Origin of the sequence: Bacillus sp. GMs2/2, from assembly GCF_050172095.1 — a bacterium.
GTDB classification, from domain to species: Bacteria; Bacillota; Bacilli; order Bacillales; family Bacillaceae_G; genus Bacillus_A; species Bacillus_A cereus.
The window spans coordinates 1-3,615 of the sequence record NZ_JBNLYE010000383.1; the positions used below are offsets into that span (position 1 = coordinate 1).

The window sequence follows — 3,615 nt, forward strand, 5'->3', positions numbered from 1 at the left end:
TAATTTATATTTTTTTAGTAATCCTATTAAGTTTTTTATAAAATTCACCTTTTGTCTTTGCATGATTAAACTCATTTGGATTAATATTTGCTTTTTGTGCGAGTGCTACAATTTCTTCTTTTGAAATTGAGTCTTTCGTATTTATAGATGCTATATTTGTGTATTTTCCGTCTTCTGTTTTTGGAATTTCTAAAATCCCTTTATTCACAAGATCAACTACAGCCTTATGCTCTGAAGAATGTAAATCTACACCAGTAATTTTCCAATTACGCATAACTTTTGGTGTGTATACACCGTTCTTTACCTCTTTTAAATATGTAATAGCAAGGTTACGAATGGTTCCACCTGTTTCTCCAAATGCATTCTCTTGTTTAGATGACCAAATTTGTTCAAACTTACGCCCCTCTAAAGCTCCCCCTTTTGCCTGAAGAGCCTCCATTCTATATGCATTCATTCCCAGCGTCATAACATCGCTCGTTTTGATTGGTTTGTTTGTACGAATAGAGCGTAAATTTGTAATTCTACTTCCATATGGTTTTGTTAAGTCAATTTCGTATTTTACGCCTCCAAAGAAATCGTTCGTACTGTATTTAGATGCACGGCGGGTTTTATCAAAGCTAACGGTTACATCTCCGGCACGAGATGAGTTAAAATATCCTGCTGCCCATTCCATATAGTCTTTTAAATCTTTTCCAGAAATCTTATATACTGTAATTTCTCCCAAGGCATATTGGTAATTGTACGCAATATCTTTTTTCTTAATAGGACCTATATCCAAACGAGCATAATCATTATCAATTTGATGGGCTACTACATCCGCTTTACTGTAGTAGAGCATGACTTCATGAAAGAAATCTGATAAAGGTGTTTCTTGAATCTGAACACTTGGAATACCTTTTATTTCATTTTCAGGAACAAGATTTCTCCCCTTTAATTGAGCGACTACAACATTTGCATCTCCTCTCGCATATTCGTGAAAAGGTGTTAATGTTTCTTCAAGTGTAGGATCAGATAATATCGTTGTTCCATCAGCATTTTTTACTGGTATAGCGGTAGCAGTTTTATCTTTTAAAACCAATTTCCCATCTTGCTTTGTAAAAGTAAGGTCAATACGTGAAATATGTGTTCCATATTTATCTGGTTCTGTAATAATTACGCCATTTACAACTTCTTTTTTTACAAGTTTATGCATATGAGCCGCAAAAATAGCGCTTAGTTCCGGACAAGCATTTGCAATATCTTGAACACCAGTACCAGGGATACCATTCTCATTTTCTAATCCCATATGCATAACTCCTACCATTACATCTACTTTACCTTCTAATTCCTTAATTGCCTTTTTCGTCTCTTCTACCGGATTTTTCACCACTAAACCATCTAAGTGATCTGTCCCTTTTTCAAAATCACTAATCATTGGTGTATTCATACCAATAATCCCAACTTTAATTCCACCTTTTTCTACAATTGTATATGCAGGAAGAAAGCGCTCTCCATTTTCCTTATAAATATTTCCTGCTAACGTTTTTCCCTTATATTGCTCACTAACTTTTTTCAATGTATCTAATCCAAAATTGAATTCATGATTTCCAAATGCCCAGGCGTCATATCCCATTGTATTCATCGCTACCATCATTGGCGATTGTGGTTTATCGTTGAATAATTCTACTGAGTTTCCTTGAATTGTATCCCCAGCATCTACTAATATGGTATTGGGATTTTCTTGACGGACCTTCTTTATAACCGTATAAAGCTGCGTCAGACTTCCACTCATATTTGCTCCATCAAGCGCATAATCCCAAGGCATAAATCTACCATGAATATCTGCAGTACCTAACAATGTGATATTAACTTCAGATTCCTCAGCCTTAGAGATAGGTGGTTTGACTATTACTGCTGTTCCAAGCAGTAATAGAATTACAAAGTAACATACATAGTTCTTCCATTTCATTTTTTGCATAATAATAATATTTCTCCCCTTTTTGTACTTTCATAAAGTTGCTTGAACTTTAAAAATGTAACTTATTATTCAGGAAACTTCAACTACAAAAGATAATTTTGAAGGTGGTTCTGTTGCAAAATAAAGAGAATAAATTGCATACATCCCCTAACAGAATTGTATTTTATCGTTTCCTGACAGAATACCCCTTCCTTAAGCGTGTGAAGAGTACTTTCAAAATAAGGACATATCATTCATCATCATAAAATCATTATTTCAATTTACTAAAATTCGCATATAAAATATGTTATGATGATTATTTTTTTGAATTTCATTGTCGAAGTATTTCCTTCTCAATGAAAATACTTCCAAAAAAATAACCCCGCTCTTCATTTAAGACGGGGTTACACTTATACAGAAAATCGGATAGTTTCATATTTTCTTAAGCTTATTGGTTACTTTCAACTAATTTCATTCTATTTTTGTTTTCTTCTGAATCAATATGAATCAACCGTTTTCCCTGTTTATAATACGCATCAATAAATAGGGAATGATTTTTACTTTTCAATTTCACAAAGCAATTTTATCTCTTTTATTTGTGAAATATGACGCTGTTCATGTAAATAAATCAGTTCTATCCACTGATCAAGGGATAATTCTCCAAGAGCTGGATGCATCACTGCTTTTTTCGCTAATATAGACTCATCTTCTATTGTACTCAGGAAACGCATCAATTCTTTTCTTGATTCGTTTAGCATATTGAGCATTTGCTCCACTTCAAATGGTTCTATACTTGGTTCAATCATTTCTGGAGCTATAAACTTTTTCGTTCTATCTAATAAAATAGTGTGAATTTCTTTACGCTCATTTTGGGTACTATCTAACTTTTTTAATCCTGATGAAATAACTGTTATAACTCTCTCATCTAATAAAACTAAATGATGACAAACTTGTGCAATACTCCATTTATCCTTATCTGGTTTCCTATTAAATTGAGCATCACTCAACAAATTAATTTCCTCAACTAATTGATCTCTCGTTTCATAAAACTTTTCATTTACAAATGTATCCATGTGGATTCTCCTTTCATTGCAACCTACATACTTAAATTCCTACGCTAGAAATATTATCTTCAAAAAAAGTTTTTCTTTCACTACTATTCCAATTTCATTTTAAAGCTACAAATGAAATTATTTGTTTTTTATATCTTTTTAATTGGCACAAATAAATTAACCTTTAACTTTCCGTCTAGATCTTCAGCAACATTATTTAAGCAAAACTCTAAATTATCTCTATCATAATCTGCATCATACTCACTATTTGGTAGCCACTCCGCATACATGTATTGATACGCTTCACTTAATTTATGAGGTTCATCATAGAACTGGTATAGACCATATGTACCTCCATCTAATCTTTTAAATTGCACATCATGATGCTTTTCTTTATCGAAGTTTTCAGGAATCGTAACACATGCATCATGCCGGCACTTATGACTTGCAACAAGTTCAGGATTATCTAATGATATTCCGATAAATGATTGCTCTGGTGGATAAAGTTTATTTTCAATTGACCAATTCAGTAACTTTCCCCAGTGATCTTGTGGTTCAAAGTAGCTACCAGTTCGTCTTATATATGCTACTTCTAATGGTGGAAATTTTTTTATAGAAACTTTCATT

Annotated in this window: 3 protein-coding genes; all 3 read right to left on the reverse strand. The window is 32.8% G+C overall.

What is annotated here, in order from left to right; translation table 11 throughout:
• Nucleotides 1–4: 4 nt before the first annotated feature.
• On the reverse strand, nt 5–1,957 hold the full coding sequence (locus ACQGS6_RS24690) for a bifunctional metallophosphatase/5'-nucleotidase (protein WP_001171078.1): 1,953 nt from the start codon (nt 1,955–1,957) through the stop codon (nt 5–7).
• A 536-nt stretch (nt 1,958–2,493) separates the two neighbouring features.
• Nucleotides 2,494–3,009 (reverse strand): DinB family protein, encoded by a 516-nt coding sequence (locus ACQGS6_RS24695; RefSeq protein WP_242784819.1) that lies wholly within the window; start codon nt 3,007–3,009, stop codon nt 2,494–2,496.
• Nucleotides 3,010–3,137: 128 nt separating this feature from the next.
• The gene (locus ACQGS6_RS24700; protein ID WP_426965755.1) at nt 3,138–3,614 is read right to left on the reverse strand and encodes an AraC family transcriptional regulator; all 477 of its coding nucleotides are present in this window, start codon (nt 3,612–3,614) and stop codon (nt 3,138–3,140) included.
• Between the last annotated feature and the right edge of the window lies 1 nt (nt 3,615).